Raw genomic sequence first — 26,547 nt, 5'->3', positions numbered from 1 at the left:
GGTTACCCGAACGCATGTTACCCGAATGCGCCCGGCTTAACGCTTCACGCTTGAACGCGCAGCCGGCCTTACGCCGCGCGCCTTGCACGAGGTCTCTTCGAGCAGGCAATAAACTAATCACGAAAACATCTAAGAGGCAGGCCGCGATGCCGCATGCGCCTCTTGACGTTACGATACAATACCGCTTTTGGCGATTCGCCTTCCCTGATTCCGCATGCAGGAGCTGCCTGAATGACTCACGTTGTGACCGAAAGCTGCATCAAGTGCCGCTATACCGACTGCGTCGATGTGTGCCCGGTGGACTGCTTTCGCGAAGGTCCCAACTTCCTCGCGATCGACCCCGATGAATGCATCGACTGCGCAGTGTGCGTGGCCGAGTGTCCGGTGAATGCCATTTATGCCGAAGAAGACGTGCCGGGCGACCAGCAGAACTTTATCGAGCTGAATGCCGACCTGGCCAAGAACTGGCCGAGCATCACCAAGACCAAGGCACCGCTGCCCGAAGCCGACGAGTTCAAGGACGTGAAGGAAAAGCTCGCGCTGCTCGCGCGCTGAGCGTGTCGAGCCTGCTTAAGCGCCCCGCCCGTTCGAATCAAATTGAGATGAACGCAAGGTATTGACAGGCGCTTAAGCTGCTTCTACAATTTCGTTTCTCTGCTGTTGTTGTTCTGTTCCTCGATAGCTCAGTCGGTAGAGCGCCGGACTGTTAATCCGTAGGTCCCTGGTTCGAGCCCAGGTCGAGGAGCCAAGAATTGCAAAAGCCCGTTAACCAAGACGGGCTTTTTTATGTAGATCAAGTTGTACTGCTGTTCCTCGATAGCTCAGTCGGTAGAGCGCCGGACTGTTAATCCGTAGGTCCCTGGTTCGAGCCCAGGTCGAGGAGCCAAAATTTGAAAGGCCCGCATTCGTGCGGGCCTTTTTGTTTTGGCTTTTCGTTCGGACTTTCCGCGCGTTGGCGTGTGATTCATGACCGTTGGCCTCATGCTCGTCTGACAGCGATTTCCCGATGACACTCCCGCACCCGCACCGGTATACGATGACGGCTTCCCCGCCCGTCCAACGTAGTCCGCTCAATCGCCAATCTCATGAAAACCAGATCCCTGCGCATTGCGCTTGCCGTCGCCGCAACCCTTCTCGTGCCTTGCGCCCATAGCGAGGAAGTCGGCAGCGTCAATACCAACTTTCACATCACGGGCTCGGACCGCGTGGTCGTCGAGGCCTACGACGATCCCCAGGTGCAAGGCGTGACCTGCTATGTATCGCGCGCCCGGACCGGCGGCGTGAAGGGGACACTCGGCATTGCCGAAGATCCGACCGAGGCGTCCATCGCGTGCCGTCAGGTCGGTGCGATTCATTTCACCGGCCCCGTGAAGCAGCAAGCCGATGTGTTCTCGGTCAGCATGTCGTTGATCTTCAAGGCGTTGCATGTCGTGCGCGTGGTCGACACCAAGCGCAATGCGCTGGTGTATCTCACGTATAGCGACCGGGTTGTCAGCGGCAGCGCGAAAAATAGCGTGAGCGCCGTGCCAATGCCGGCCGGCACGAACATCCCGCTAAAGTGATCGACATGAGCGCCGGGCTACGGAAAAGCGCAGTGCGCGAGGCATCGTGCGATGCTCGCCCATGCGTCGGCCGCCGCCGCGCCGCGCTACACTGAGTCGCTGTGCTAGAGCCTTGTCATGACCGCCGCCCATCGTTTCCAGAATTCCGCCCGTTACTGGCGCACGCCGCTTCTGCCCGGCGCGGACCTTCTCACCGCCGAATATCACGACCACGAGTTCGCGCCGCACTGGCACGACGCGTACACGATTCCGGTGATTGTCGCGGGCGCCGAGGGTTATCGTTACCGCGGCTCGCACTATGTCGCCGAAGCCGGCAGCGTGCCGATCATCAATCCCGGCGAGTTGCACACGGGCTCGAAGGCGGTCGAGGCCGGCTGGCGTTACCGCGTGATGTATGCACCCGTGCCGTTCATCCACGAACTCGCCGAGGAAGTCGCCGGTAAGCCGCAGGCCTTGCCGTGGTTCGCGCCCGGCGTGATTCGCGATCCCGATCTGGCCGCGCGGCTCGCCAACGCCCACCGTCTGCTGGAAGCGGACGCCGATGCGCTCGCCGCCGAAGCCGCCATGCTCGACGCGCTTTCCACGCTGCTCGTGCGCTATTCGCAAACGCAGCCGGAACCGTCTCATGTGGCCGCCGACGACGCTCGCGTCGCCGTCATGAAAGAGCGCCTGACGGGCGATCTGCTCGAGCCGGTCACGCTCGCCGACATGGCGCAGGCGGCGGGACTCTCGCCGTTTCACGCGGCGCGGCTCTTTACCCGGGCCACCGGCCTCGCGCCCCACGCATGGCGCAACCAGGTGCGTTTGCAACGCGCGCTCGCGCCGTTGCGCGCCGGCGTCGCGGTCACGGAAGTCGCGGCGGCCAGCGGCTTCACCGATCAGAGCCATTTCACGCGGCATTTCCGGCGCATGTTCGGCGTGCCGCCCGGACGCTGGCAGGGACTTTGATCGTCCGCAAGAACGTACAAGCCCCGCCCGCGTCCGCCCGCTATGCTTCCCAACTCAAGGAGGCACGTTTTGACCCACTCAAGCACCGGACCATCCATCCGCTCAGGCCACGTGAAGGAACTCATTGCGGGCGCGCGCGACATCATCCCGATGATGGTCGGCGCAGCGCCTTTCGGCGTCATTTTCGGGACGCTCGTCGCGTCGGGCCCGCTGCACTTGTGGCATGGCCAGTTGATGTCGCTCGTCGTGTTCGCCGGCTCGGCGCAGTTCATCGCGCTTGGGCTGATTGCCGGTCACGCGAGTTTCGCCGTGATCTGGGCCACGACGCTCGTCGTCAATTTGCGTCACGTTCTGTATAGCGCGACGCTCGCGCCGCACGTCGCACATCTGCCCGCCCGCTGGCGCTGGGCGCTCGGCGCGCTGCTGACCGACGAAGTGTTCGCGGTAGCCTGGGAGCACTACCGCAACCGGGAGCCGGGCACCGTCGGCCCGCACTACTTCTTCGGCGCCGGGCTCGCCATGTATCTGAACTGGCAGTTGTGGACGCTCGCCGGCCTGCTGTTCGGCGCCGCGTTTCCGGGGCTGCAGTCGCTAGGACTGGATTTCGCGATGGTCGCCACCTTCATCGCCATCGTGGTCCCCCAACTCGTGGCCTTGCGCTATATCGCGGCGGCCGTCACGGCGGGCGCGCTGGCCTTTTTCTGGCAAGCGTGGCCGTACAAACTGGGCTTGCTCGGCGCGGTGTTCGCGGGCGTCGCGGTCGGCGTGCTGCTTTCCACGTCCGGCCTGCGCTTGCGGCGTGCCCGCCAACACGCGGAGGGCTCGCGATGAACTACGTCGTCCTGATTCTCGGCATGGCGCTCATCACGTGGGTGATCCGCGCCGCCGTCTTCGTGCTCGGCGACCGGCTGGTGTTTCCGCCGCTCGTGCGCACGGCCCTCGGCTTCGTGCCGGTCACGGTCCTGACGGCAATCATCGTGCCGATGGCCGTCTCCCCGCACGGCGCCGACGCCGGCGCCGAACTGACGTGGCGTAATCCGCAACTGGTCGGCGCGCTCGCCGCCGTGGTGGTCAGCGCGCTGACGCGGCGGCCGCTACTGACCATCGCCGTCGGCCTCGTGGTGTTTTTTGTGTGGCAATGCGTGGTGCTGAGATAGGGCTCACACGGACAGCTCACACTGACTCAAACCAGCATCCGGCAGCCGTCACGTAAGGGCCCACTCACGGCCACTCACGGCCCACTCACCCGCTACGCCGCGCCAGCCCGCGAGCATCCGCCTGGGCGAGGCGCGCCCGACGCGTCTCCCGGCCAGCCGGGCGCGGCGCCGCTCTCGCGCGCCCGCGTCCCGACTCAGAAACCGCTTAAGTTTCCCGTCGATCCGCCGATATGCAGTCGAGGTCCGCTCATCGGGATACGTCCCGCCAATGACGCGGCAGGCAGGAATCAAACGCGCAGCCATCAGGCGTCGAAACTTCCCGGGTCCGCTTGCGACCGGAGAACCGACGAGGCCGCGCGGCAGGACCAAACGGGATATCACATGGGTCAGATCACCCTCACGCTCAAGGACGAGACCATTGCGACACTGCGCAAGGATTTCGACGCTTTTCTGCGCGTTTCGCTGAAGCTCGATCCGCAGTTCGCGACACCGTCTTTCGAGGACTTTTTACGCGCCAAGCTGCTCGACAACATGGTGCCGCTGACCGAACACGCGGTTCAGCGGATGTTGCAGGGCGGCCAGTATGCATGGGCAAAACGCACGCTGGACAAGGAATTCCCGGACGTCGTCGCGATTCTGATGCGGCAGGCGGGCGAGTTCGGCTTCGGCTTCGCGGCCCGCTCGGAATGGACGCCGGAAGAACTGGCCAAGCAATGCCGTGACTGGGCGGCGGCGATCGTCAAGGAAGCGGAAGGCGACGCCGTTCTGGTCGATCCGCTCGCGGCGCAAATCAAAAGCGCGGCGCAAGACATTCAGGCGCTGGAAGAAATCATGCAGACGCCGGCATGGCGGCTGGTCGAATCGCTGCGTCAACGCGTGTACGAGGCGAAGGTAGCGTGCGAAACGAACGTGGGCAGCATCGCGCGCGAGAAGCTCGGCGAACTGCGCGGACTCTTGCGCCTCGGCATTTCCCACGGTTCGTTCCAGAAGCAGGAAGCGCAGCAGATCATGGAATATCTGCGCCTGCTGAAACCGGAACTTTTCGTGGAAGAGCCGTACGACGTGTTCTCGCGCATGGCGGCATGGCTGCGCAACTTCTTTGTGCCGCCGCGTCCGGTGCCGCAACAGCAGCAGCGGCAGTCGCGCTGAAGCACTCAGCGATGCGCCTGCGGGCGCGTCGTCATGGTCGCGGCGCGCTCAATCCCACATCTTTCTGAGCCGCGCGCCGATTTCGATTTTCGCCTGCGCCGCCGCCGCGAGCCCCGCCGCCGTCGGCGCGCTCGGCACGGGCACGCGCGGCCACGCATAGGCGTCGAACAAGGGCATCAGATGCGCGGGAATGAAGCGCGTGCGCGACGCCCACACGTGACGGTCGCCCATATGCGTCTGGTTGTGCACGTAAAAACGCTGCGGCACGACGATATGCAGGTCTTCCTTCGCGCGCGTCATGGCCACGTAGAGCAGGCGCCGCTCCTCGTCGATTTCATCCTCGCTGCCCGTGCCGAGATCCGACGGAATGCAGCCGTCGACGCCATTCAGCACGAACACGTTGCGCCATTCCTGCCCTTTCGCCGAATGGATGGTGGACAGGATCAGATAATCCTCGTCGAGGAGCGGCACGCCGGATTCGTCGCTGGTGGCGTCGGGCGGATCGAGCGTGAGTTCGGTCAGAAAGCGCTCACGCGAAGCATAAGTGCCCGCGATGCTTTCCATTTGCAGTACGTCGGCGTGACGGATCGCGGCGTCCTCGTGATGGCGGGCGAGGTGTGGCTCGTACCAGCGCCGCACCATTTCGAATTCGGCGGGCCACGGTGTCTGCCGGCCATACACGCTCGACATCAGCTTGACGAACGGATGCCAGTCCTCTTGCGCGCGCGGCGGCGGCGCAAACGCGGCGAGCGCGCCGCCCGCCGTGTCGGCGGGATTGCCCGCGCCCGCGTGGGCCACGATCTCGTCCAGCACCTTCGCGGCGGTGGCCGGACCCACGCCGGGCAGCAACTGCACCACGCGAAAACCGGCGACCCGGTCGCGCGGATTCTCGGCCCAGCGCAGCACCGCGAGCACGTCTTTCACGTGCACCGAATCGAGAAACTTCAGGCCGCCAAACTTCACGAACGGAATGTTGCGCCGCGTGAGTTCGATTTCGAGCGCGGCGCTGTGATGGGCGGCGCGAAACAGCACGGCCTGCGACTTCAGCTTCATGCCCTGCTCGCGCGCCTCCAGCACCTGTTCGACGACGTAGCGCGCCTGATCGGCTTCGTCGGCGACGGTCACGAGACGCGGCCGCTGCGCCGACGCCTTGTCGGTCCACAAGTTCTTGGTGTAGCGCTCGCTCGCCAGTTCGATCACCGCGTTCGACGCCGCCAGAATCGGCTCGGTCGAGCGGTAATTGCGCTCCAGCGTCACGCGGGTGGCCGGCGGATCGAATTGCGCGGGAAAGTCGAGAATATTGCGCACGGTCGCGCCGCGAAACGAATAAATGGACTGCGCGTCGTCGCCGACCACGGTCAGGCCGCGGCCGTCCGGCTTGAGCGCGAGCAGGATCGACGCCTGCAGGCGATTGGTGTCCTGATACTCGTCGACCAGCACGTGATCGAAGCGCGCGGACAGATCGGCCGCGATAGCCGGCTCCGCGGCCATGTGCGACCAGTAAAGCAGCAGGTCGTCGTAATCGAGCACACTCTGCTTCTGCTTGGCGTCGACGTACGCGGCGAACAGCATGCGCAGATCGGCCTCCCATTCGCGGCACCACGGAAACGCGCTTTCCAGCACCTGACCCAGCGACGCGCCGGTGTTCACCACGCGCGAGTAAATCGCGAAACAGGTGCCCTTGGCCGGAAAGCGCCGCTCTTTCGCCGACAAGCCGAGTTCGTGGCGCACCAGATTCATCAGGTCGGCGGAATCTTCGCGGTCGTTGATCGTGAAGGCGGGCGCGAGGCCGATCAACTCCGCATATTCGCGCAACAGCCGCGCGCCGACGCCATGGAAGGTGCCCGACCATGTGAGCCCTTGTGCCAGCGCGGCACGCGTGCCGAGCGCCGCCGTGGCGATGCGCGTGACGCGGCGGGTCATTTCCAGCGCCGCGCGGCGCGAAAACGTGAGCAGCAGAATCCGGCGCGGGTCCGCGCCCTTCACCACCAGGTTGGCGACGCGGTGCGCGAGCGTGTTGGTCTTGCCGGAGCCCGCGCCCGCGATCACGAGCAGCGCGCCGGGCGGCACGTGAGGCGTGTCGGCGCCGAATTCGACGGCCTCGCGCTGGGCGTCGTTCAGCTTCGCGAGCCAGGCGGCGGCGTCGGACGGCGGCGGGGATTCGGCGACGGAAAGCACAGTGGTTATTCGAGGCGTTGAATGGACAGGACACGGCGACGCATACTGTATATCCATACAACCCCGGCGCACAAGCGCCCCATTTTCGTGGACCGGCGCGGGCATCGCTATCGGCGCATGGCGCGGCGAGCCCCGTGCCGGCCGGCTCGTCGCCCAGGCGGAAAAATGGCCCGTGGGCATCGCGCACACGGGCCATTGCGGTCATTCGCCGGCGAAAAGACGCTTACTGTTTCTTCGCGTCCTTCAAGTTCGCTTCGGCACTGGCCTTGTCGGCGTCGGCCTGAGCCTCGGTTTTTTGCTTGTCGGCCCTGGCTTGCGCCACGGCGGCTTTCTTGTCCGCCTTGACCTGCTCCTTCGACGCCTTCTTGTCGGCGTGCGTGACCGGCGCCGCAGCCGGCGCGCTGGCCTGCGCGAACGCAACCGACGACAGGCAACCCGCGATCAGCGCCGCGCAAAGCCGCCCGGCAGCGGACTTTCTGGACTGGATCGACTTCGTGGGTTGAGTGATGCTCATGCAATACCTCCCTCCCTGATGTCAAAAGATCAAATGGTCAAATCACATCGGACCGGCGCTGCGATGCCTGGGTGAATCCGGGCAAATCCGGGTGAGTCCAGGCGAGTCCAGGCGAGTCCAGGCATTACGCGCCCGGACTCGCATGCGGCTTAATGGTTGACTTCGCCGCTTTGGGTCTGCACCCCCGCCTGGCCTTGCATGTTCATCTTCATTTCGTTGTCGGCGGCCTGCTTGTCCGCCTTCTTGTTGATGCTCGCGTCGCGCACCTGCTGCTTGTAGTCGGCCTTGGCGGCCTTCTGCTGCTGCTTGAGTTCGGCCTTCGACGCCTTCTTCGACTCGCGATACTCCGCGTTGGCCTTCGCATTGGCGTCACGCTTTTGCACCAGCGGGTCGATGGAACCCGAAGCCGTCAGGCGGCTCGGCGCCGGCGTCACGCCTTGCGCGGCCGGCGCGACCTCGGCGGCGCTTGGCGTCTGAACCTGCGTCTGGACCTGGGCCTGCGTGTTCACGCCGGCGGCCGGAGCCACGGGCTGAACCGGCTGCGTGGTCTGCGCCATGGCGGCCGTGGCGGCAAAGGCGGTCATGGCGGTACCGATCAGAAGCGTACGAATCTGGGTCATGGCAAGTTCCTCCCAAGAGTTGTTGTGCAGGGGCCGCGTGGCATCGCGCTGCGGCGACGCCGCACGCCTGCCCGGTCTGCTCACAGCCGGACAAGATCCGGCAAGCTTTCCTGCTAAGAGGCACTTTACGAGTGAAGTCCCGGCGTGGCGACCGGTGTTACGCGACGTTTCACTTTCTGACAAGCGCATAACATCTGCTTGCATTTGCTTGCGACGCCTTCGCCAGGGACGCGGGCGAGACAACGCAGCTTCTTCAGCGCAAGCTTGTGGCTTATGATGCGAACCCTTTGTCTGAAGGTGCAAACCCCATGCCCAACCTCGATTTCACGCTGACCGGCGACTACGTCGAACTGCACAATCTGCTGAAAATAACGGGACTCGCGGATAGCGGCGGCTCAGCAAAAATGATGGTCGCGGAGGGCGCGGTCACGGTGGACGGCCGCGTCGAAACCCGCAAGACGTGCAAGATCCGCGCGGGCCAGGTCGTGCTGCTCGGCGATACGCGGATTGCCGTCCACGAAGCCTGACGCGCGACGCCCGGCGGCCCACGAGAATCCGCAGCATGAGCGCGCACCAGAAACGTGCTTCTTCCATCGACATTGCGGCGGCCACACAATAAGCTGTCAGTCTCACCTGACCAACCTGATGGCTGACACGGCCGGCTTCCCGCACGGCTGACGGTCCGCTGAACCTTCGGCCGAAGTGCGGCCGAAGTGCGGCCCACTGAGCGGCCGACCGCCCGGCGTACGGCCCGCGCCGGCCCTCATGCTGTCGCCATTCGCCAACACGCACGCGCTTTATGACTCGATCCGGCTTCTCCCGGGTGGCCACCCGTCCGCCGACTTTATCCCGCCACGCCGCCGACACCGCGCGGCTCGCCGCGCCGCTCGCCATCGCGCAACTGTCGCAAATGGCGATGGGCGTCACCGACACCATCCTGCTCGGCTCGCTCGGCCCCGACGCGCTCGCGGCGGGCGGACTCGGCGCCAATCTGTTCTTCGTCGTCGTGACGCTGCTTCAGGGCGTGCTGACGTCCGTCAGCGTGAGCGTCTCGCATGCGCGCGGCGCGCAGGACGAAAGCCGCGTGCCGCATATCTACTGGACAGGCCTCGTGCTCTCGGTGCTGCTGTCGGTGCCGGCGTTCGCGTTGCTGTCGTTCGCCACGCCGATCCTGCTGGCGTTCGGCGAACCCGCGCTGCTCGCGCGCAACGTCGGCGAATACGCGGCTGTGCTGCGCTGGGGCGCGATGGGCAGCCTGATCGGCGTGGGTCTGATGCGCTCGTTCCTGCCCGCGATCGGCGCGGCGCGGCGGCTTTTGTGGGTGTCGCTCGTGAGCGTCGGCGTGAACGGTTTTCTGAACTACGGGCTGATTCACGGCGCATGGGGTTTGCCGCGGCTCGGCTTCCTCGGCTCGGCGGCCGCCACCTCGATCACGGTCTGGCTCACGGCGCTCGTGCTGATGGCCCTGCTGCATCTGCGGCCGCGCTATCGCCACTTCGTCGTCGCGACTCGCCCCAATGTGCCGTTGATGGGCGAGCTGTTCGGCATCGGCTGGCCGGTGGCGATCACCTATGGCGTCGAGTCCACGCTCTTTCTCGCGACCGGCCTGATGGTCGGCCTGCTCGGCGAGTCGCAACTGGCCGCGCACCAGATCGCGCTGAACGTGGCGTCGGTGGCGTTCATGGTGCCGCTCGCGATCGGCCAGGCGGCCAATGTGCGAGTCGGCTTCTGGTCCGGCGCGGGCCAGCCCCTCGCCGCGCGCCACGCGGGTTTCGTCGCGCTCGCGCTCGGCGTGGGCTTCATGACGCTGTCGGGCATTGTGCTGATCGCGGCGCCTCACTGGATCGTCGGTCTGTATCTGCATCTGGACGACCCGGCGAACGCGGCCACCGTGTCGCTCGCCAGTTCGCTGCTCGGCGTGGCCGCGATTTTTCAGATCGTCGACGGCATGCAGACGGTCGGTTCCGGTTGCCTGCGCGGCCTGAAAGACACCCGCATTCCCATGATGGCCGCCGCATTCGGCTATTGGGTGATCGGTTTTCCGACCGGCTATACGCTCGCGTTCCATCTCGGGCTCGGCGCGCGCGGTTTGTGGTGGGGACTCGCGGCCGGCCTCGCGAGCGTTGCGCTGCTCATGACGCTGCGCTTTCACAAACTGAGCCTGCGGCGCGTGCCTGCCTCAGCGGACGCGCCGCCTGCCGCGTCGGTTTGAAGCGCGGCAACGCGCCGGCTGGCCGGCCGTTTTCCACCTGCACGATCACGCCCGCGCCACTGGTTGCGCGTGCAACCACTCGCGCGAGCAGGCAATTCACAGCGACGCTAAAATAGGCACTTCTTCGGCCGGGCCGCGCGAACCCGCCTCCGTCCGCCGAAGCTCCGCTCGCGCGCCTCACAAAGGACCGCGCCTCCGGCAGGCCCGCTATCCGCTCAAAGCCCGCCCTACTGTTGCGACGTAGCTGTATACGTCGCCGCAGCCATCCCGCGACGAACGCGCGAGTTCCTCCGGACGCCCGCCGCCATCTGGCGCGCCGCCGCTTCGTAGGCCTTCGCAACCTGTCGTCGCCGACCGCTGCCGGGACACGCTTGCCGCAGACCGGACCCACGCTTCTCGCCATAAAACACAATCAAGGACCTCGCCTCATGCTTGCCCGCATCACCCGTCTTTTCCCGCTTTGGGCCGTGCTCATTTCGGTTGCCGCCTACTTTTCGCCGGCTTCGTTTGCCGGCGTCGCGCCGCACGTCACGACGCTCCTCACCATCATCATGCTGGCGATGGGCGTGACGCTCTCCGCCGCCGACTTTCAGCGCGTCTTCACGCGCCCCGCGCCGGTGATCGCCGGCATCGTGCTGCATTACCTCGTGATGCCGCTCGCTGCCTGGGCGATCGCGAAGGCGCTGCGCATGCCGCCCGACCTGACCGCCGGCATGGTGCTGGTCGGCAGCGTGGCAAGCGGCACGGCGTCGAACGTGATGATCTATCTGGCACGCGGTGACGTCGCGCTGTCGGTGACGATCAGCGCGCTGTCCACGCTCGTCGGCGTGTTCGCGACGCCGCTGCTCACGCGTCTTTACGTGGACGCGTCGATCGTCGTCGACGTCCACGGCATGCTGATGAGCATCCTGCAAATCGTCGCGCTGCCCATTGTGGTGGGCCTGGTGGTGAATCATCTGTTCGGCAGGATCGTGCGCAAGATCGAGCCTGTGCTGCCGCTGGTTTCGATGGTCGCGATTGTGCTGATCATCGGCGCGGTGGTGGGCGGCACGCAGAAGAGCATTGCGTCGGTCGGTCTCGTCGTGATGCTCGGCGTGGTGCTGCATAACGGCATCGGCCTGCTAGGCGGCTATTGGGGCGGCCGTCTGCTCGGTTTCGACGAAGCCGTGTGCCGCACGCTCGCCATCGAAGTCGGCATGCAGAACTCCGGGCTCGCCGCGACGCTCGGCAAGCTGTATTTCACGCCGATCGCCGCCTTGCCGGGCGCCCTGTTCTCGGTCTGGCACAACCTGTCGGGGTCGATCCTCGCGGGATTCTGGGCCGGCCGTCCGGCAAAAGGCTCCACGCATTCCGAGAGCCAGCGCGCGCTGAACGCCGAGCGCGTCTGACGGTTTTCCACTGCATCCAATAACCTGACAGGGCCCACGCGCCGCGGCGATTGCCGCCGCGCGCCCAGTGGCCCGATTCCCCTTAGAATGGATTTCCCGGCAACGCATGCGAACGTATCCGCTGCCGCCAGAAAAGTCCGAACAACAAGGGGAAAAGCGTGCACTGGCAACGATCTCATCAGCAGAGCGCAACGCGGCGCAAACGCGCGATCGACTCCGCGAGACATTTCTTCCTGCTGTGTTGCGCATCGGCATTTCTGACTGCCTGCGCAAACAGACCGCCCGCCCCGGGGTTCGACCGCCAGGTCACTCACGCACTGCCCGCCACGGACAACACGCCGCTGCGCGCGGCCCTCTTGCCGCTCGAAGCCGCGCATCCGGACGAATCCGGCTTTCGTGTTTTGCCGAACGGCACCGACGCCTTGCAGATGCGCATCGCGCTCGCCCGCGCGGCGACGAAAACGCTCGACATGCAGTACTACATCGCCAACGAGGACACCACCGGCAAGCTGCTGCTGGCCGCCGCGCTGTATGCGGCGGATCACGGCGTGCGCGTGCGCATGCTGGTCGACGACCTGAACTTCAAGGACATCGACCGGATCATGGCGGGCCTGAATTCGCACAAGAACATCGAGATTCGCGTGTTCAATCCGTTCGGCAGCGCGCGTGAAGGCATGTTCGAGCGCACCACGAATGTGTTCACGCAGATTGGCCACTTCACGCGCCGCATGCACAACAAGGCGATGATCGCGGACAACCAGCTGGCGATTGTCGGCGGCCGCAATCTCGGCGACGAATACTTCAGCGCGAGCGAGGTCCTACAGTTCCGCGACATCGACGTGCTGGCCGCCGGCCCGATCACCGCCGATGTCTCCGCGAGCTTCGACGATTACTGGAACAGCAGCATCGCCTATCCGCTGCGCGTGCTGAACAAGCAGAAGTTCGACGCGAAGGAACTCGACCAGACGCGCGACGACCTGCGCCAGCACTGGCGCACCAACGCCGATCCGTACAACGCGAAACCGCTGAACGCGACGCCGCTCGCCGCGCAGATCGCCGGCGAACAACTGGGCCTCACGTGGGCGCATGCCGAATTCAAGGTGGACGCGCCGGAGAAAATCGAGCATCCGTCGCCGGATTACGTGAGTCCGCCCATGCAGCGCTTAGGCGAGCTGATGAAGGACGCGCGCAAGGATTTCCTGATCGTGTCGCCCTACTTCGTTCCCCACGAGGCGGGCGTGAAGGCGCTCGGCGAACTCACGCACCGCGGCGTGCGCGTCGCGATCCTGACGAACTCGCTCGCCGCCACCGACGCCGTGGCCGTGCAGGCGGGCTACAGTCCGTTTCGGGTGCCGCTTCTGCAACAGGGCGTCGAGTTGTATGAATTCAAGCCGCGCCAGGAGACGCCGCCGGCGGGCGTCGCGGGGTCGCGCTCGCGCGCGAGTCTGCATGCGAAGGCTTACGTGATCGACCGGCGGATTCTCGTGATCGGTTCGATGAACCTCGATCCGCGCTCGGCGCATCTGAATACCGAACTCGCGCTCGTGATTCACAGTCCGCCGCTCGCCGCGCAGGTCGCGGACATCTTCGAGCGCGCCGTCGGGCCGCAGGAAAGTTATCGCGTGACGCTCGCGGATCGCGCGCAGCTCGCCTATCTGCATTCCGTCGGCGCGCCGCTGTCGCCGCTCGTGTGGAGCGATGTCGAGGACGGCGCGCCTCGCCGCTATATTTTCGACCCGCAGGCGGGGTTATACCGGAATGTGCTAACGGGGCTATTCTCACTATTGCCTGTCAACGGACAACTTTAGAGCGGAGCTGAACCATGACTGAAGACGTACGTATGGAGCGCGACACGTTCGGTGAAATCGCTGTGCCGAACGCGCGTCTGTGGGGCGCGCAAACGCAGCGCTCGCTGCAGAATTTCCGCATTTCCACCGAGAAGCAGTCGCCCGAACTGATCACCGCGCTCGCCGTGATCAAGCGCGCCGCCGCCGAAGTGAATCTCGGCCTCGGCGTGCTGGACGAAAGCAAGGCCCGCGCGATCATGCAGGCGGCCGACGAGATCATCGACGGCAAGCACCCGGATGAATTTCCGCTCGCGGTCTGGCAAACCGGCTCCGGCACGCAGACCAACATGAACCTGAACGAGGTGATCGCCAATCGCGCGAGCGAGCTGCTGGGCGGCGAGCGCGGCGAAGCGCGCAAAGTGCATCCGAACGACGACGTGAATCGCGGCCAGTCGTCAAACGACGTGTTTCCGACCGCCATGCACGTGGCCGCCGCGTACGGCGTCGTCAAGCATCTCGTGCCCGCATTGAAGACGCTGCGCGACACGCTCGACAGCAAGGCGAAGGCGTTCGTCGGCGTGGTCAAGATTGGCCGCACGCACTTGCAGGATGCCACGCCGCTCACGCTCGGCCAGGAGTTTTCGGGTTACGTCGCGCAACTCGATCAGGGCATTCGCCATGTCGAATCGACGCTGCCGCATCTGTACGAGCTCGCCCAAGGCGGCACGGCGGTCGGCACCGGGCTGAACGCGCATCCCCAGTTCGCGGACAAGGTCGCGGCCGCGATCGGCAAGCTGACCGGCGTGCCGTTCGTGTCGGCGCGCAACAAATTCGAAGTGATGGCCGCGGCCGACGCGCTGGTGTTCGCGCACGGCGCGCTCAAGACAGTGGCCGCGAGCCTGAACAAGATTGCCAACGACATTCGCTGGCTGGCGAGTGGCCCGCGCTGCGGCCTCGGCGAACTGTCGATTCCGGAGAACGAACCGGGCAGCTCGATCATGCCGGGCAAGGTCAATCCCACGCAGTCCGAAGCCTTGACGATGCTGTGCTCGCAAGTATTCGGCAACGACGTGGCGGTGAACATCGGCGGCGCGAGCGGCAATTTCGAGCTGAACGTATTCCGGCCGATGATCGCGCACAACGTGCTGCAATCCATTCGTCTTCTCACCGACGGCGCGCTCAGTTTCAACGAGAACTGCGCGGTCGGCATCGAGCCGAACCGCGAGCGGATCGACACGCTGCTCAACGAATCGCTGATGCTCGTCACGGCGCTCAATCCGCACATCGGCTACGACAAGGCCGCGCAGATCGCGAAGAAGGCGCACAAGGAAGGCACCACGCTGAAGGCCGCGGCGCTCGCGCTCGGCCACGTCACCGAGCAGCAGTTCGACGAATGGGTGCGGCCGGGCGATATGGTCGGACATTCGACGCCGTGACGGGCGGACGCGGGCAAGCGTTGCTGAGTTGCTGAGTTGCTCATTCGCCCAGTTGCTCAGACCTTGCCTTGCGCTACCTCTTCCGGCTTCAGTTCGACGATCGCGTCGAGCGCGTCCTTCACGTCCATCGCGTATTTCGCGAGGCGTTTCTGCTCGTCGGTTTCCGGCACGAACGACGGCACCTGAACCGGGTGCCCGTTCTCGTTGACCGCGACCATCACGACCAGACAATCCGTGGTTTGCAGCAGTTCGCCGCCTTTCGGATCGCCCGCCTGCACCGAGACGTGAATGTGCATGCTGGTGCGGCCCGTCGCCACGACACGCGCGCGCAATTCCACCAGATTGCCGACCAGAATCGGACGACGGAAACGGATATTGCCGACGCTGACCGTCACGCAATAGCGCCCCGACCATATGGCCGCGCACGCGTACGCGGTTTCGTCGATCCACTTCATCAGCGCGCCGCCGTGCACCTTGCCGCCGAAGTTGACCGAAGTCGGTTCGGCGAGAAAGCGGAAGGTGGTTTCGGAACGGTCCAGCGGCGCTGAGGGTTGGGTGCTCATCTTGACTCCGGTCAATCGAATGCATTGAAAGGAGGCGATTATACGAGCGCAATATTGACGGCGTCGCCATCTATCGGGCATGGCGGCGCGCAATGGCTTTTTCTGAATGCGGCGACGCTGCGGGGGCGCGCTTATTTGTGAAAGGTGATGCCTTCGTCGATCGTGCCGTACATGCTGATGCTGCCGGTGCCCGCGCCCGATGCAGAACCCGCCCCGCCCTGCGCGCAGGCGCCGAGCAACACCATGGCGGCCACCACGGCCAGAACTGTTTTCATGACTGCGTTTCCTGCAAGGACAGGCATCGATTCTAGCCTGGCGCCCGAAGCGCACGCAGAAAGGACGCCCTGCTCAGCGGGTTTCCGTAGCCGCGGCAATCCATCGTTCACGTTAAGCTGAAACATCGAATGACAAGGCCACGTACAGTGACTGGATTGACTTCGCGCGCGGCCCGCGCATGAAGACCGGCAAAAAGGGAGACACACCATGCCCGCCCCTCTCGCGGACGAACACAATCATTTTCCCGGCTTGAGCCGGATCGGCGCGTTGCTCGCCGATCCCGGCCGCGCCGCCATGCTGTGGGCGCTGATGGACGGCAGCGCGCGCCCCGCCGGCGAATTGACGATGATCGCGGGGTTGTCGCCCTCGGCGGCGAGCGCGCATCTCGCGCGCCTCACCGACGGCGGCCTGCTCGCGCTCGAAGTGCGCGGCCGGCATCGCTATTTCCGCATTGCGTCGGCGGAAATAGCGGCGTCGATCGAAGCGCTCGCCAACGTCGCGCAAGTCAGCGCGGCGCAGCGTCCCTCGCTGCGCCCGGTGCGCACGGTGCCGACCGACATGCGCTACGCGCGCACCTGCTACGACCACATGGCCGGCGAGTTGTCGGTGCGCGTGTTCGAGCGGCTCGTCGCGCGCGGGCTGTTGACGTTGCATGGGGCGTCGCTGGAAGCCACGTCCGATGGCGCCGCCCGCTTCGCGGACTGGGGCATCGACCTGTCCGCGCAGCGCAGCCGCCGACGCCGCTTTGCCTGTATCTGCCCGGACTGGAGCGAGCGCCGCCCGCACCTGGGCGGCGCGCTCGGCGCGGCCTTGCTCGATTCGTGGACGGCTCACGGCTGGGTCGAACGAACCGAGCGGCCGCGGATTCTGCGGATCACGCCGACGGGCCACCGGCATTTCGACGCCTTCCTCGCCGGGTGAGCACGGCGAATGCCGCGCGGCGTGAGGGTGATGGGAAAGCGCCGTGAGCGCAACGTGAGCGCAACGCGAGCGCAACGCGAGCGCGACGTGGACGTGACGCGGGCGTGACGTGACCTTTTGTTACCGCCGCCGATCAGGCCTTACAAAACTGGCCGCCCTGAAACAAACGGTACGGGTACAGTGGTTCACGGATGCTGCACGTGCAGCGTCCGTCGGAGCACGAATCATGAAAATCATGACACCCTCTCTACCGTCAAGACGTCGCACCATCGGCTATACCTTGATCGCCGCGGCAGCCTGTCTCCTTGCGACGCAAGCCGCGCTCGCGCAGCAAGCCGTGCCCGCACCGCAGAGCGCCGCCACGCAGAATACCGATCCGCCGGGGCGCGTCGCGCGTCTGAACTACATGGCCGGGACCGTGACCACGGAGCCCGCCGGCGCCGCCGACTGGTCGTACGCGCAAATCAACCGGCCGCTCACCACCGGCGACCAATTGTGGAACGACCAGAACGCGCGCTCCGAGTTGCATATCGGTTCGACAGCGGTGCGGCTCGGGCAATCCACGAGTCTCGATCTGCTCAATCTCGACGACACCAGCGCCCAGTTGAAGGTCGCGCAGGGCAGTTTGTCGGCGCATGTGCGGGAGTTCTCGCCGGGGTCGTCGTATGAAATCGACACCCCCAATCTCGCGCTCGGGCTGAACGGTCCCGGCGATTACCGCGTCGACGTCGCGCCGGACGGCAGCAGCACCACGGTCACGGTGCGCAGCGGCAACGCGACGGCTTACGGCGACGGCGGCCAGGTGCCGATTGCGGCCGGCCAGCAGATGCGCTTCGCCGGCACCAGCCTGCAAACGCTCGCCGACAACGGCGCACCGGGGCCCGACGACTTCGACCAATGGGCCGCGAGCCGCGACGCGGCGGAAGACCGCTCGGTGTCGGCGCGATATGTGTCGCGCGAAATTCCGGGTTACGAGGACCTCGACGCCAATGGCACCTGGCGCAGCAGCCCGCAATACGGAGAAGTGTGGGTGCCGCGCGCGACGCCCGTCGGCTGGGCACCCTACCACGACGGCCATTGGGTATGGCAGGCGCCGTGGGGGTGGACGTGGGTCGACGACGAGCCTTGGGGCTTCGCGCCTTACCACTATGGCCGCTGGGCTTATGTGGACGACTCGTGGGCGTGGGTGCCGGGCCCGATCGTGGTCAGCGCGCCGCCGGTCTACGCGCCCGCGCTGGTGGCCTTCGTCGTCGGCGGCGGCGGCGGGCTGAACTGGGGCGTGAATCTCGCGATTGGCGGCGCGATCGCGGCGGGCGTCGCGTGGTTCCCGCTCGGTCCGGGCGAACCGTGGCATCCGCACTGGGGCGATCGCGATCACTGGAGCCCGCGTTACTACGAGCGCGTCAATCAGACGACGGTGATCAACAACTACAACCATAACGCCACCAACATCCATAACACGTACATCAACTACCGCGCGCCGCGGGCCCTGACCGCGGTGCCGGCGACGGCTTTTGTGCATGGGCAGCCTGTCGGGCGCTTTGCGCAGAAGGTCGATCCGGCGCAGTGGCGCAACGCGCGGATCAACCCGGGCGCGCCGGGCATCGCGCCGGTGCGCGAGAGTTTCGGGCCCGGTCAGCGCAACACGAATTACCGGCCGCCGGCCAGCGTGATGACGCGTCCGGTCATGGCGACCCGCAATCCGTCGATGCCGCCCGCTTTCCGCGACGGCCTCGCGCAGCGTTTCGCGCAACACGGCGGACGGGTGCCCGGCGCGGGGCAGCCGATCGTGCGGACGTCGGTGCCGGCGTATAGGGCGGGCGCAACCGGCGGCGCGGGCGGCTTGCCTGTGCAGAACGTGCGCATCGTGCAATCGCATGTTCCTGGGCGGCCACCCGGAGCGGCGCCGGGCGCGCCGGTTCCGGGTGCGCCGAATCCCGCGCAACAGGCGATGAATCGACCGGGACGCGGCGGCGAGCCTCAAGCGCGGCCCGGCATGCCGCAGGTGTGGGGCAATGGCCCTTCGCAGCCGGGGATGGCAGGCCACGCGTCGAATGGCGTGCCGCGTCCGCCGCAGGCCAATGGCGGCAGCGCAGGCTTCGTGCAGCAACACGGGATGCCGCAGCAGCCTGGCCAGCCACAAGGCCAGCAAGCCGCGATGAATGCGCGCCACGAGCCCGCCTGGACGCAGCCGCATATGCCGATGGCCCAGCAGGCGCAGCAGGTCCAGCAGAGTCCGCAGCGCGGCGGTGATGTGTCGCGCGCGCCACGGCCCGCAGTAGTGCAGCCGCCGCGCCCGGTGGAAGGTCAGGCGCCGCAACTGGGTCGTCAGGACTATAGCCAGCAGCAGGCGAATCGGGCGTATCAGACGCGGTCGGAGCCGCGTCCGCAGCCGCAGGCCCAGCAGGCGCCGCGGCAGGAGTTTCATCCGCAGCCGCGCCCCGAGCCGCGTCCGCAGCCGCAGCCGCAGGCCCAGCAGGCGCTGCGGCAGGACTTTCATCCGCAGCCCGCGCCGCATTTCGAGCCGCGTCCTGAGCCGCGCCCGCAACCGCAGGCGCAACAGCCGCATGCGCAGCCTCAACCGCAACCGCAGCGCGGCGAGCAGCATTCGGGCGGCGGCCACGACGAGCATCACAGAGGCTAGGCACGCCGCCCTTCCCGAGCGCCGAGCGCCGATGGTGGTCGGCATAAACAAAAACCCCCGCGATTTCCCATCGCGGGGGTTTTGCCTTTTGCTGGACGCCTCAGATCGCCATCGGCGCCGTCAGCGGCTCGTGATGCCGGTAGCCCACGAGCGAGAAATCCGACGGCTCGATCTTCTCCAGCCACTCCGGCTCATACACACCGGTTTTCGCGTAGTCCGGCACGCGGTCCGACATGACGAAAGTCGGGCTTTCATACGGCTCGCGCGTGAGCTGCTGATTCAGCATGTCGAGCTGGTTTTCGTAGATGTGCGCGTCGCCGATAAAGTAGGTGAACCAGCGCGGCGTGTAGCCCGTCAAGCGTCCGACCAGGTGCAGCAACGCCGCGCCCTCGGTCAGATTGAACGGCGTCCCGAGGCCGACGTCGTTACTGCGAATGTACAGGCACAGCGAAATCTCTTTACGCGCGACATTCGGCAGAAACTGGTAAAGCAGGTGACAAGCCGGCAGCGCAATCTGATCCAGCACGGCCGGGTTCCAGGCATGAAACAGAATGCGCCGGTCCGACGGGTTCTGCATGATCGTGTCGAGGCACTGGCGCAATTGATCGATGGCCTTGTAAAGCAGCACCTTGCGGCTGCCGTTTTCCTCGAATTCCGTCACCACGCGAAAGCCGCGCGCCGCCGCGTCGTCGAGCTGCGCGCTCGCGTGCGCGTCCAGAACCTTGTAGGCCGGCCACTGGCGCCACTGCACGCCGTAGACATCGCCGAGATCGTCCGGACCCGTGCGATACGGATTGGCCAGCCATTGCGGGTTCTGATTGGCATTCGCGTCCCACACCTTGCAGCCGAGATCGCGAAAATCCGCCGCGCTGCGCGACGCGCGCAGAAAGCCGACCAGTTCGCCTACCGCCGACCTGAAGGCGAGCTTTTTCGTCGTGACCGCCGGAAAGCCCTGCTGCAGATCGAAGCGCAACATGGCGCCCGGCATGCTGATCGTACGAATGCCGGTGCGGTTCTCCTGCCACGTGCCTGTGTCGAGAATCGTGCGGACGAGGTCCAGGTATTGTTTCATGCGGGTTCCTTCGACGAAGCGCCAGCCTCACGCGGTGCGCGACGAAATTAAGCGGAAAACCCGATTTTACCAAGCGCGGCCGCGGCCGGCTGGCGGCGCGTGCGCGGAGACATTGAAGGGAAATGGCGGCGTACGGAAAGCGCGCCGCCGGGAACGGCGCGCCAGATGCGGATCAGCACCGGCACTGGAGATGCCGATGCGCGCGCTTGCGCGCGCTTTACAGGTGCGGCACGGAGGCCGGCAACGCGCCGCCGGTCGGCGACGCGAGCGGCTCGCTTTCCATGTGACGCATGCCGTGCGAGCACAGCAGCCGGTACAAGGTGACGCGCGAGATGCCGAGTTCCTGCGCGGCGTCGCCGAGACGTCCACGGTGACGCAGGAGCGCAAGCTCGATGGCCTGACGTTCGGCCGCTTCGCGCGCCTGCGCGAGCGAAACCGGCACGATTTCCACGTATTCGGCCAGCTCCAGATCGCGCGCCGTGATCGCGCGCCCTTCGGACATCACAATGGCTCGCCGCACACGGTTGATCAGCTCCCGCACGTTGCCCGGCCAGCCGTAGTTGTGCAGCGCCGCGATGGCGTCGGGCGCGAAGCCGCGCAGCCGCCGGCTCGCATCTTTTTTGAAACGTTCCAGCATGTGACGCGCGAGCAATTCGATGTCCTTGCCGCGCGCGCGCAGCGGCGGTTCGTCGATTTGCAGCACGCACAGACGGTGATAGAGGTCGGAGCGAAAACGCCCTTCGATCATCGCGGCCGTCATATCGACGTGCGTGGCCGAAATGATCCGGACGTCGACGTCGATCGCGCTATGGCCGCCGAGCCGTTCGACCTTGCGCTCCTGGAGAAAGCGCAGCAGGCTCGCCTGGCTTTCGAGCGGCAGATCGCCGATTTCGTCGAGGAACAGCGTGCCGCCGTTGGCGGCTTCCACCCGGCCGATCTTGCGCTGGTTCGCGCCGGTGAAGGCGCCGCGCTCGTAGCCGAATAGCTCGGACTGCAGCAGATGCGGCGGAATCGCACCACAGTTGATGGGCACGAACGGCGCATTGCGCCGCGCCGATCGCTCGTGAATCGCGACCGCCGTCAGCTCCTTGCCGGTGCCCGATTCGCCCGAGATAAAGACCGGCGCGTCCGTCATGGCGACTTTGCGGATCGAGCGGAACAGCGCGAGCATGGCGTCGCACGAGCCGACCATCTCGCCTTCCGCGCCTTGCGAAGCGTCGTTCGAAGCGGGTTCGCCGAGCGAAATCATGCCGTACGCGTGACCGACGGAATCGACGATCCGGTCGCCGGAATAAGGCACGGTCACATAATCGAAACAATAATCGCGTACCAGACGACGCAAAGCCGCGTCCTGAAGTTGGCCGGGCATGGTCGCGGCAACCCAGCCGACATTCGGCATGGTCAGGCACGATTCGAAAGCGGCGATTTCATGCGGCTGAAACTGGCTGGAGAGATCGAGCAGGCCGCCCGCTGCCGAACCGGCGCGGACCGCCCGGCGCGCGTCGCGCGCCGATCCCACCACTTCCACGTGCCAGCCGCGCTGGTGGAAGCAGGTATTCAGTTCCGCGCTTGGTTCGCGCGAAACGTAAATCAGTTGCCGCGTTGCGGGTTCCATTATTCAGATCCTCTCGTCAACGAACGTTAAGGATGATGCACGCACCTGAACCCGAATTCAGACACGCTGACCCATTCGGGATTCGCGAATCGCAAAAACCGAACGGCCATTCCATTCCGTGCGGACAGCTGATCCCCAGAAAGCGGCGTGTGTGTTTGAGACGGCCCGTAAGCGGGCTTTTTTAAAATTTGAAGCTCTTTCCGAGAGCTTACTATACACGCGCCGCTTGGAAAACAATTATGCGAATTTAATCCGCAATCCCTTGCCCAGTAAGGCTTACCGGGCGAACAATAAGTAATCAGCTTACGAATATGCAAATTCCGAAAACGCTTTTCTCATAGCCGCGGAACCAGGTAGATCGTACCGCCGCAATTAACGGGCAATAGGTATTTTCTGCCTGCCGTATCGAATCTGAAACGTTTTCATTGCCTTTCCTTATTCAGATTCCGCGATGCGCGAGTAACGACGAGATGCAGCAATGGATTGCGCCCGATGGCACGGCTTTCGCTAATTGTCATGCACCTCGGAGACTCATCATGCGACCAGCGTTGTTTCGTCTCGATCCGGGCGGCATTGCGCGCTGTCCGACGTTTTATTGCGCGCTTGTTTGCGCGCTCGCCGCATTTGGACTGCCCGGCGAGCTTCATGCTCAGGAAACATTCGGCGCCGCGCCGCAGCGCCTATTTGCCAAAGGCGGCGGCGTCACGCTGTGGGATGAAATCGGTCCGCCGTCGCCCGTGCCGGTTCCGGTAGACGCCGCCCAGGCCGCTCAGGCCGCGCGCGCTGCGCCGACCAGCGTCGCCAGCTACCAGGCGAAATAGTCTGACCGCGCACGCGAAACAAACCGGCAGCCGAGGCGGCGGCGCGAGTGGGCGCGTCAGGTAGAATCGTCCGGTTATGTTCCCCTTTCCATTCGATGACGACGCTCACTCTGATCGTCGCTCGCGCCAATAATGGCGTGATCGGCCGCGACAACGAGTTGCCCTGGCGACTTCCCGAAGACCTTGCGTTTTTCAAGCGCACCACCATGGGCGCGCCCATCATCATGGGCCGCAAGACGCACGAATCGATCGGCCGGCCGTTGCCGGGACGCCGCAATATTGTCGTGACGCGCGATGCCGCGCGGCGCTTCCAGGGCTGCGACGCCGCCACCACGCTCGGCGAAGCGCTCGAACTCGCGGCACGGGATCAGGCGCCGGAAGCGTTTTTGATCGGCGGCGCGCAGTTGTATGTCGAGGGACTGCGTCTCGCGGACAAGCTGATCGTCACCGAGATTTCCGCCGATTTCGAAGGCGACGCGACCTTCCCAGCCGTCGATGCGAACGAGTGGGAAGAAGTCGCGCATGAAACGCATCGCGCGCATGCGCCCAACGATTTCGACTATGCGTTCGTGACGTATCGGCGCAAGAGTCACTGATGTTCGAGCGCTAATGCGCGCTGCGCTGCCGAATGAAAAACGCCACGCGAATTCGCGTGGCGTTGTCGTGTGTGAAACCGGAAAAATGCGGAAAAATGCGCGGCAGGAGCGCGGGCAGAACCGCTTACTGGCCGGCGATCGTCATCCGTTCGATCAGCACCGAACCTGTCTGCTTGGTGCCGCGCGTGATCGTGTCCGCGCCGACCGCGACAATGTGGCGGAACATTTCCTGCAAGGTGCTCGCGACGGTAATTTCCTCGACCGGATACTGGATCTTGCCGTTTTCCACCCAGAACCCGGACGCGCCGCGCGAATAGTCGCCCGTCACGTAGTTCACGCCCTGTCCCATCAGTTCGGTCAGCAAAAGCCCCGTGCCGAGCTTTCTGAGCATTGCTTCGAAGTCGTCTTCGTTACGCGTGTTCGAGCTGCGCAGCGACAGGTTGTGCGAACCGCCCGCGTTGCCCGTGGTCTGCATGCCGAGCTTGCGCGCCGAATAGGTGGACAGGAAATAGCCCTCCACCACGCCGTCCTTCACAACCGAACGCTGGCGCGTGCGCACGCCTTCTTCGTCGAACGGCGCACTGCCCATGGCGCGCGGCACGTGCGGATCTTCGACGATCTGCACATGCGGCGCGAACACCGGCTTGCCGAGGCTGTCGACGAGAAACGAGGTCTTGCGATACAACGCGCCGCCGCTCGTGGCCTGCACGAATGCACCGAGCAGCCCGGCGGCGAGCGGCGCTTCGAACAGCACCGGAACCTTGCGCGTGTCGAGACCGCGCGCGCCGATGCGCGCGAGCGCCCGTTGCGCCGCGTAACGGCCCACTGCTTCGGGATCGGCCAGTTGTTCCGCGCTGCGCGTGGACGTGTACCAGTCGTCGCGCTGCATGTTGCGACCGCTGCCGGCAATCGGCGCGCACGCAATGTAGTGGCGCGAGTACGGATAGCCTGAGAGAAAACCCCGCGACGTGGCGAGCACGAATTGCGAATGCTGCGCCGAGACGCTCGCGCCTTCCGAGTTCTTGATCTGCGGGTCGGTGGCGAAGGCGGCGTCTTCCGCGCGGCGGGCGATTTCCACGGCTTCGTCGGCGGACAGATTCCACGGGTGATAGAGGTCGAGATCGCGCGGCGCGGTTTCGAGCAGTTCCGCTTCCGCGAGGCCCGCACAGTCGTCTTCCGCCGTGAAGCGCGCGATGTTGTAGGCCGCCGCGACCGTGTCCTTCAGCGCCTGCGACGAAAAGTCCGACGTGCTCGCGTTGCCGCGCTTGTTGCCGATGAACACCGTCACGCCGACCATCTTGTCGCGGTTGTGCTCGATCGTCTCGACTTCGCCGCGCCGCACGGAGACGGACAGGCCGTCGCCTTCGGAAATTTCGGTCGCCGCGTCGGTGCCGCCGAGCGACTTCGCGTGACGAAGGATGTCCGAGGCGATTTCCTTCAGTTCATCCTGGGTATGCGGAAAAAAGCGCTGCTTGACGTCCATGTCTGCTGCCATTGTCGTTGCCGTCCTGTTGGGGCCGAGCGGCCCTGGATGTTCGCACATGCCGCGCGACTGTGTGCGCCCGGTATGCTGCTCCTCAACGCGTCGCGCTCCTCGCCATGCGCCGCGGTTTGCGCCGCGGTTTGCGCCTCGGAATGCGGTTCGGCGTGCGCGCGAGGTTTGCGCTTACGTGTGCTCGATTGTGCGTTCGCGTGCATCAACGCATCCCGCGATCATAGCAAGCTAAGCGCTGCCGCACCTGTCATTCGTTGCCCGCTTTTTTGCGCCATGCGCGCGATGCGCGCCGTGCTCTCGGCGCCATGGCGAGTTCGCGAGGCCCGGCACGCTACAATATCGCCATGACACGCAAAACCCGCATTCAGCCCATCGAATCCGCCGAGCCGGAAGTCGACGAGAACGGCTACGACCGTCCCAGCAAGTCCCAGTTGAAGCGCGACATGCACGCGCTTCAGGAACTGGGCGAGGCGCTGATCGCGCTGCCCAAAGACGCGCTCAAGCGCATGCCGATGCCCGAAAAGCTCGACGACGCCGTGCGCGAGGCGCGCCGCATCACCGACCACGAAGGCAAGCGCCGCCAGCTCCAGTACGTGGGCCGCGTGATGCGCTCGCTGCTCGACGAGGAAACCGCCGCGCTGCGCAGCGCGCTCGACACCTACAACGGTGTGAACAAGGCGGAAACGGCGAAGCTGCACTGGATCGAGCGCACGCGCGAAAAGCTGCTCGCCGACGACGCCGCGCTCACCGAATTCATCCGTCAGCATCCGAACGCCGATCCGCAGCAAGGCCGCACGCTGATTCGCAACGCGCGGAAGGAAGCGCAGCAGAGCAAGCCGCCGCGCTACTTCCGCGAGTTGTTTCAGTGGATCAAGAACGCGGACGGCCCCGCCGCTGCGACAGATTCCGATGCCGACGACGCCCAGGAAGACGACGATGACGACCGCGACGCCTGAACCCGCCCGCAAGCAACAGCGCAATCACCCTGACGAAATCGTGATCGGCCTCGTGTCGATCAGCGACCGCGCATCCACCGGCGCGTACGAGGACAAAGGCATTCCGGCCTTGCAGGAGTGGCTCGGCACGGCCTTGAGTTCACCGTGGCAGGTGGTCACGCGCCTGATTCAGGACGACGCGCCCACGATCTCGGCAACGCTCACGGAACTCGTCGATGAAGTCGGTTGCGATCTCGTGCTGACCACGGGCGGCACGGGCCCGGCGCGCCGGGATGTGACGCCCGAAGCGACGCTGGCCATTGCCACGAAGGAAATGCCGGGATTCGGCGAACAGATGCGGCAGATCAGCCTGAATTTCGTGCCGACCGCGATCCTCTCGCGCCAGGTCGCGGTGATCCGCGAAACGGCGGATCACGCGGCGCTGATCATCAATCTGCCGGGTCAGCCCAAGTCGATCAAGGAAACGCTGGAAGGTTTGCGCGATGCCGGCGCGGGCGGCACAGTGAAGGTGCCAGGCATCTTCACTGCCGTGCCGTATTGCATCGACCTGATCGGCGGACCGTATATGGAAACGAACGCTGACGTCGTGAAGGCGTTCCGGCCGAAGAACGCCGTGCGCGCCCCGCGGCCGGCCTAG

25 protein-coding genes and 2 tRNA genes are annotated in these 26,547 nt (G+C 65.3%); 19 read left to right on the top strand and 8 right to left on the bottom strand.

Features of this window, described 5'->3' with window-relative positions:
• Nucleotides 1–231 precede the first annotated feature (231 nt).
• The 8 genes from fdxA to VOM14_RS06780 all read left to right on the top strand — a co-directional run bounded on the left by fdxA (nt 232) and on the right by VOM14_RS06780 (nt 4,816).
• The gene (gene fdxA, locus VOM14_RS06815; RefSeq protein ID WP_020069367.1) at nt 232–555 is read left to right on the top strand and encodes a ferredoxin FdxA; all 324 of its coding nucleotides are present in this window, start codon (nt 232–234) and stop codon (nt 553–555) included.
• Nucleotides 556–672: 117 nt separating this feature from the next.
• A tRNA-Asn gene (locus VOM14_RS06810) sits at nt 673–748 on the top strand.
• Nucleotides 749–810: 62 nt separating this feature from the next.
• A tRNA-Asn gene (locus VOM14_RS06805) sits at nt 811–886 on the top strand.
• Nucleotides 887–1,085: 199 nt separating this feature from the next.
• Nucleotides 1,086–1,562, top strand: coding sequence for a CreA family protein (locus tag VOM14_RS06800; RefSeq protein ID WP_327627958.1), 477 nt, complete (start codon nt 1,086–1,088; stop codon nt 1,560–1,562).
• A gap of 117 nt (nt 1,563–1,679) precedes the next feature.
• Complete coding sequence (locus VOM14_RS06795) at nt 1,680–2,510, top strand: helix-turn-helix transcriptional regulator (protein WP_327627957.1); 831 nt, start codon at nt 1,680–1,682, stop codon at nt 2,508–2,510.
• A gap of 150 nt (nt 2,511–2,660) precedes the next feature.
• Nucleotides 2,661–3,341, top strand: coding sequence for an AzlC family ABC transporter permease (locus VOM14_RS06790; RefSeq protein WP_330871826.1), 681 nt, complete (start codon nt 2,661–2,663; stop codon nt 3,339–3,341).
• Complete coding sequence (locus tag VOM14_RS06785; RefSeq protein WP_327627955.1) at nt 3,338–3,667, top strand: AzlD domain-containing protein; 330 nt, start codon at nt 3,338–3,340, stop codon at nt 3,665–3,667. The genes VOM14_RS06790 and VOM14_RS06785 overlap by 4 nt, the downstream gene beginning before the upstream one ends.
• 381 nt (nt 3,668–4,048) lie before the next feature.
• Nucleotides 4,049–4,816, top strand: a complete 768-nt coding sequence (locus tag VOM14_RS06780) for a DUF4088 family protein (RefSeq protein ID WP_327627954.1) — start codon at nt 4,049–4,051, stop codon at nt 4,814–4,816.
• Nucleotides 4,817–4,864: 48 nt separating this feature from the next.
• On the opposite strand, the gene VOM14_RS06775 is transcribed toward VOM14_RS06780, so the two are convergent.
• From VOM14_RS06775 to VOM14_RS06765, 3 genes are all read right to left on the bottom strand, one after another.
• Nucleotides 4,865–7,051: an ATP-dependent helicase gene (locus VOM14_RS06775; protein ID WP_327627953.1), complete on the bottom strand. Its 2,187-nt coding sequence runs from the start codon at nt 7,049–7,051 to the stop codon at nt 4,865–4,867.
• A 166-nt stretch (nt 7,052–7,217) separates the two neighbouring features.
• Nucleotides 7,218–7,508, bottom strand: coding sequence for a hypothetical protein (locus VOM14_RS06770; RefSeq protein WP_327627952.1), 291 nt, complete (start codon nt 7,506–7,508; stop codon nt 7,218–7,220).
• 149 nt (nt 7,509–7,657) lie between these two features.
• Complete coding sequence (locus tag VOM14_RS06765; protein ID WP_327627951.1) at nt 7,658–8,128, bottom strand: hypothetical protein; 471 nt, start codon at nt 8,126–8,128, stop codon at nt 7,658–7,660.
• A 308-nt stretch (nt 8,129–8,436) separates the two neighbouring features.
• On the opposite strand from VOM14_RS06765, the gene VOM14_RS06760 reads away from it, so the two are divergent.
• The 5 genes from VOM14_RS06760 (at nt 8,437) to fumC (ending at nt 14,951) form a co-directional block, all read left to right on the top strand.
• A complete protein-coding gene (locus tag VOM14_RS06760) occupies nt 8,437–8,655 on the top strand; it encodes an RNA-binding S4 domain-containing protein (protein WP_083086555.1) in 219 nt (72 codons plus the stop codon).
• A 272-nt stretch (nt 8,656–8,927) separates the two neighbouring features.
• Nucleotides 8,928–10,340, top strand: coding sequence for an MATE family efflux transporter (locus tag VOM14_RS06755; protein WP_327627950.1), 1,413 nt, complete (start codon nt 8,928–8,930; stop codon nt 10,338–10,340).
• 428 nt (nt 10,341–10,768) lie between these two features.
• On the top strand, nt 10,769–11,728 hold the full coding sequence (panS, locus tag VOM14_RS06750; protein WP_327627949.1) for a ketopantoate/pantoate/pantothenate transporter PanS: 960 nt from the start codon (nt 10,769–10,771) through the stop codon (nt 11,726–11,728).
• 158 nt (nt 11,729–11,886) lie between these two features.
• Nucleotides 11,887–13,536, top strand: a complete 1,650-nt coding sequence (locus tag VOM14_RS06745; protein ID WP_442955519.1) for a phospholipase D family protein — start codon at nt 11,887–11,889, stop codon at nt 13,534–13,536.
• A gap of 14 nt (nt 13,537–13,550) precedes the next feature.
• Complete coding sequence (fumC, locus tag VOM14_RS06740) at nt 13,551–14,951, top strand: class II fumarate hydratase (protein WP_327627948.1); 1,401 nt, start codon at nt 13,551–13,553, stop codon at nt 14,949–14,951.
• A gap of 56 nt (nt 14,952–15,007) precedes the next feature.
• Here fumC and VOM14_RS06735 read toward each other — a convergent pair whose 3' ends face one another.
• Nucleotides 15,008–15,514 (bottom strand): acyl-CoA thioesterase, encoded by a 507-nt coding sequence (locus VOM14_RS06735; RefSeq protein ID WP_327627947.1) that lies wholly within the window; start codon nt 15,512–15,514, stop codon nt 15,008–15,010.
• Between the two features lie 131 nt (nt 15,515–15,645).
• Nucleotides 15,646–15,789, bottom strand: coding sequence for a hypothetical protein (locus VOM14_RS06730; protein ID WP_327627946.1), 144 nt, complete (start codon nt 15,787–15,789; stop codon nt 15,646–15,648).
• A gap of 208 nt (nt 15,790–15,997) precedes the next feature.
• Between VOM14_RS06730 and VOM14_RS06725 the strand changes: the two genes are divergently transcribed.
• Nucleotides 15,998–16,711, top strand: coding sequence for an ArsR/SmtB family transcription factor (locus VOM14_RS06725; RefSeq protein WP_327627945.1), 714 nt, complete (start codon nt 15,998–16,000; stop codon nt 16,709–16,711).
• A gap of 226 nt (nt 16,712–16,937) precedes the next feature.
• Entirely contained in the window at nt 16,938–19,355 is a 2,418-nt protein-coding gene (locus VOM14_RS06720) for a DUF6600 domain-containing protein (protein WP_327627944.1), read from the top strand.
• Nucleotides 19,356–19,455: 100 nt separating this feature from the next.
• On the opposite strand, the gene VOM14_RS06715 is transcribed toward VOM14_RS06720, so the two are convergent.
• Nucleotides 19,456–20,427 carry a thymidylate synthase gene (locus tag VOM14_RS06715; protein ID WP_327627943.1) on the bottom strand — a complete coding sequence of 324 codons (972 nt, stop codon included), beginning with the start codon at nt 20,425–20,427 and terminating at the stop codon, nt 19,456–19,458.
• Nucleotides 20,428–20,644: 217 nt separating this feature from the next.
• Entirely contained in the window at nt 20,645–22,042 is a 1,398-nt protein-coding gene (locus VOM14_RS06710; RefSeq protein WP_327627942.1) for a sigma-54 dependent transcriptional regulator, read from the bottom strand.
• A 536-nt stretch (nt 22,043–22,578) separates the two neighbouring features.
• On the opposite strand from VOM14_RS06710, the gene VOM14_RS06705 reads away from it, so the two are divergent.
• Complete coding sequence (locus VOM14_RS06705) at nt 22,579–22,863, top strand: hypothetical protein (protein ID WP_327627941.1); 285 nt, start codon at nt 22,579–22,581, stop codon at nt 22,861–22,863.
• 95 nt (nt 22,864–22,958) lie between these two features.
• On the top strand, nt 22,959–23,459 hold the full coding sequence (locus VOM14_RS06700; protein WP_327627940.1) for a dihydrofolate reductase: 501 nt from the start codon (nt 22,959–22,961) through the stop codon (nt 23,457–23,459).
• A 124-nt stretch (nt 23,460–23,583) separates the two neighbouring features.
• Here VOM14_RS06700 and pmbA read toward each other — a convergent pair whose 3' ends face one another.
• Nucleotides 23,584–24,954 carry a metalloprotease PmbA gene (pmbA, locus tag VOM14_RS06695; RefSeq protein ID WP_327627939.1) on the bottom strand — a complete coding sequence of 457 codons (1,371 nt, stop codon included), beginning with the start codon at nt 24,952–24,954 and terminating at the stop codon, nt 23,584–23,586.
• A 344-nt stretch (nt 24,955–25,298) separates the two neighbouring features.
• Between pmbA and yjgA the strand changes: the two genes are divergently transcribed.
• Entirely contained in the window at nt 25,299–25,910 is a 612-nt protein-coding gene (gene yjgA, locus VOM14_RS06690; protein ID WP_327627938.1) for a ribosome biogenesis factor YjgA, read from the top strand.
• Complete coding sequence (gene mog / locus VOM14_RS06685; RefSeq protein WP_327627937.1) at nt 25,891–26,547, top strand: molybdopterin adenylyltransferase; 657 nt, start codon at nt 25,891–25,893, stop codon at nt 26,545–26,547. Before yjgA ends, mog begins: the two co-directional genes overlap by 20 nt.

It is taken from the genome of Paraburkholderia sp. MPAMCS5 (assembly GCF_036016995.1).
Lineage (GTDB): Bacteria > Pseudomonadota > Gammaproteobacteria > Burkholderiales > Burkholderiaceae > Paraburkholderia.
This window is presented reverse-complemented; position numbering and strand designations above follow the sequence as displayed.

Bases quoted from the DNA above. Each gene is read 5' to 3' on its own strand.
- VOM14_RS06720 (WP_327627944.1), top strand. From the start codon at position 16,938: ATGAAAATCATGACACCCTCTCTACCGTCAAGACGTCGCACCATCGGC.
- panS (WP_327627949.1), top strand. From the start codon at position 10,769: ATGCTTGCCCGCATCACCCGTCTTTTCCCGCTTTGGGCCGTGCTCATT.
- VOM14_RS06790 (WP_330871826.1), top strand. From the start codon at position 2,661: ATGATGGTCGGCGCAGCGCCTTTCGGCGTCATTTTCGGGACGCTCGTC.
- mog (WP_327627937.1), top strand. From the start codon at position 25,891: ATGACGACCGCGACGCCTGAACCCGCCCGCAAGCAACAGCGCAATCAC.
- VOM14_RS06735 (WP_327627947.1), bottom strand. From the start codon at position 15,514: ATGAGCACCCAACCCTCAGCGCCGCTGGACCGTTCCGAAACCACCTTC.
- fumC (WP_327627948.1), top strand. From the start codon at position 13,551: ATGACTGAAGACGTACGTATGGAGCGCGACACGTTCGGTGAAATCGCT.
- VOM14_RS06795 (WP_327627957.1), top strand. From the start codon at position 1,680: ATGACCGCCGCCCATCGTTTCCAGAATTCCGCCCGTTACTGGCGCACG.
- VOM14_RS06765 (WP_327627951.1), bottom strand. From the start codon at position 8,128: ATGACCCAGATTCGTACGCTTCTGATCGGTACCGCCATGACCGCCTTT.
- VOM14_RS06715 (WP_327627943.1), bottom strand. From the start codon at position 20,427: ATGAAACAATACCTGGACCTCGTCCGCACGATTCTCGACACAGGCACG.
- VOM14_RS06725 (WP_327627945.1), top strand. From the start codon at position 15,998: ATGCCCGCCCCTCTCGCGGACGAACACAATCATTTTCCCGGCTTGAGC.
- VOM14_RS06755 (WP_327627950.1), top strand. From the start codon at position 8,928: ATGACTCGATCCGGCTTCTCCCGGGTGGCCACCCGTCCGCCGACTTTA.
- VOM14_RS06780 (WP_327627954.1), top strand. From the start codon at position 4,049: ATGGGTCAGATCACCCTCACGCTCAAGGACGAGACCATTGCGACACTG.
- VOM14_RS06700 (WP_327627940.1), top strand. From the start codon at position 22,959: ATGACGACGCTCACTCTGATCGTCGCTCGCGCCAATAATGGCGTGATC.
- pmbA (WP_327627939.1), bottom strand. From the start codon at position 24,954: ATGGCAGCAGACATGGACGTCAAGCAGCGCTTTTTTCCGCATACCCAG.
- VOM14_RS06775 (WP_327627953.1), bottom strand. From the start codon at position 7,051: ATGGATATACAGTATGCGTCGCCGTGTCCTGTCCATTCAACGCCTCGA.
- VOM14_RS06760 (WP_083086555.1), top strand. From the start codon at position 8,437: ATGCCCAACCTCGATTTCACGCTGACCGGCGACTACGTCGAACTGCAC.
- VOM14_RS06800 (WP_327627958.1), top strand. From the start codon at position 1,086: ATGAAAACCAGATCCCTGCGCATTGCGCTTGCCGTCGCCGCAACCCTT.
- VOM14_RS06770 (WP_327627952.1), bottom strand. From the start codon at position 7,508: ATGAGCATCACTCAACCCACGAAGTCGATCCAGTCCAGAAAGTCCGCT.
- VOM14_RS06730 (WP_327627946.1), bottom strand. From the start codon at position 15,789: ATGAAAACAGTTCTGGCCGTGGTGGCCGCCATGGTGTTGCTCGGCGCC.
- VOM14_RS06705 (WP_327627941.1), top strand. From the start codon at position 22,579: ATGCGACCAGCGTTGTTTCGTCTCGATCCGGGCGGCATTGCGCGCTGT.
- VOM14_RS06785 (WP_327627955.1), top strand. From the start codon at position 3,338: ATGAACTACGTCGTCCTGATTCTCGGCATGGCGCTCATCACGTGGGTG.
- yjgA (WP_327627938.1), top strand. From the start codon at position 25,299: ATGACACGCAAAACCCGCATTCAGCCCATCGAATCCGCCGAGCCGGAA.
- VOM14_RS06710 (WP_327627942.1), bottom strand. From the start codon at position 22,042: ATGGAACCCGCAACGCGGCAACTGATTTACGTTTCGCGCGAACCAAGC.
- fdxA (WP_020069367.1), top strand. From the start codon at position 232: ATGACTCACGTTGTGACCGAAAGCTGCATCAAGTGCCGCTATACCGAC.